Here is a 1,182-nt window from a genome sequence, read left to right as displayed (position 1 = left end):
AACAATGACTGCGCCGAAACTACGCTTTGAAATTTCCGAGTATAAAGCTCGGCTCGAGGGCACCCGCAAAGCAATGGAGCGGGAAGGCATCGATCTTCTAATCGTCACAGATCCCGCAAATATGGCGTGGCTGACCGGTTACGACGGCTGGTCGTTCTATGTGCACCAGTGTGTGCTTGTCCGTCAGGACGAAGATCCCGTCTGGTTCGGGCGGGAGATGGACGGCAACGGCGCCCGTCGTACCATCTACATGGATGAGAGCCGAATAAGATCGTATGCCGATCATTACGTACAATCCTCCCAATATCATCCGATGACTGCCCTTGGCCAATTGGTTACAGACCTCGGCTGGTCGACGGGTTCGATCGGGATCGAAAAGGATAATTACTACTTTACGCACGCAGCTTTTGAAGCACTGTCCTCCACGCTGCCGAATGCACGCTTCAAAGACACGACAAGGCTTGTGAAATGGCAGCGAATCATCAAGTCGCCCCGCGAGATCGAGTACATGCGGGGCGCGGGCAAAATCGCGACGGCCATGCATCAGCGCGTGGCCGAAGTGCTGAAACCCGGCGTCAAGCAATCGGACATTGTGGCGGAAATTTACCACACCGCCATCCGCGGCGATGGCAGCATCTGGGGAGATTATCCCGCAGCCGTTCCCATGATCGGCGCGGGCATCGACGCCTCCGCGCCTCATTTAACTTGGTCGGATCGTGAGCTTCGCTCTGGGGAAAGCATCTTTTTTGAACTTGCCGGCGTCCACAAACGCTATCACTGCCCGCTCTCCAGGACATTTTATCTAGGTAAGCCGGATCAAAAGTTCGTCGACGCAGAAAAGGCCGTGCTCGAGGGAATGGCGGCTGGCTTGGAGAAAGCGGTGCCGGGGAATTCTTGCGAAGACGTCGCGCAAGCCTACTACACCGCCATTGAGCGTCACGGGCTGAAAAAGCCAAGCCGTTGCGGCTATTCGATCGGTCTCGCCTATCCGCCGGATTGGGGTGAGCATTCCGCAAGCTTCCGCACAGGAGACCGCACTGAATTGCGGCCAGGGATGACGTTCCACTTTATGTCAGGCCTGTGGTTTGGCGACTGGGGCATCGAAATCACTGAAAGCATCCTTATCACCGACAAGCAGGCCGAGTGCCTGGCACAGTCGCCACGGCAGCTGATTGTGATCGA

General features: G+C 56.4%; 1 protein-coding gene. It reads left to right on the top strand.

Going from position 1 to position 1,182, the window contains the following annotated elements:
* Positions 1-4 precede the first annotated feature (4 nt).
* On the top strand, positions 5-1,182 hold a 1,178-nt coding region (locus tag NKI59_RS34910), incomplete at its 3' end, for a M24 family metallopeptidase (RefSeq protein WP_352709063.1).

The sequence above is a fragment of the Mesorhizobium sp. M0598 genome, assembly GCF_040320865.1.
Taxonomy (GTDB): domain Bacteria; phylum Pseudomonadota; class Alphaproteobacteria; order Rhizobiales; family Rhizobiaceae; genus Mesorhizobium.
Note: the sequence above shows the minus strand (reverse complement) of the source record. Positions and strands in the feature narration are given on the sequence as shown.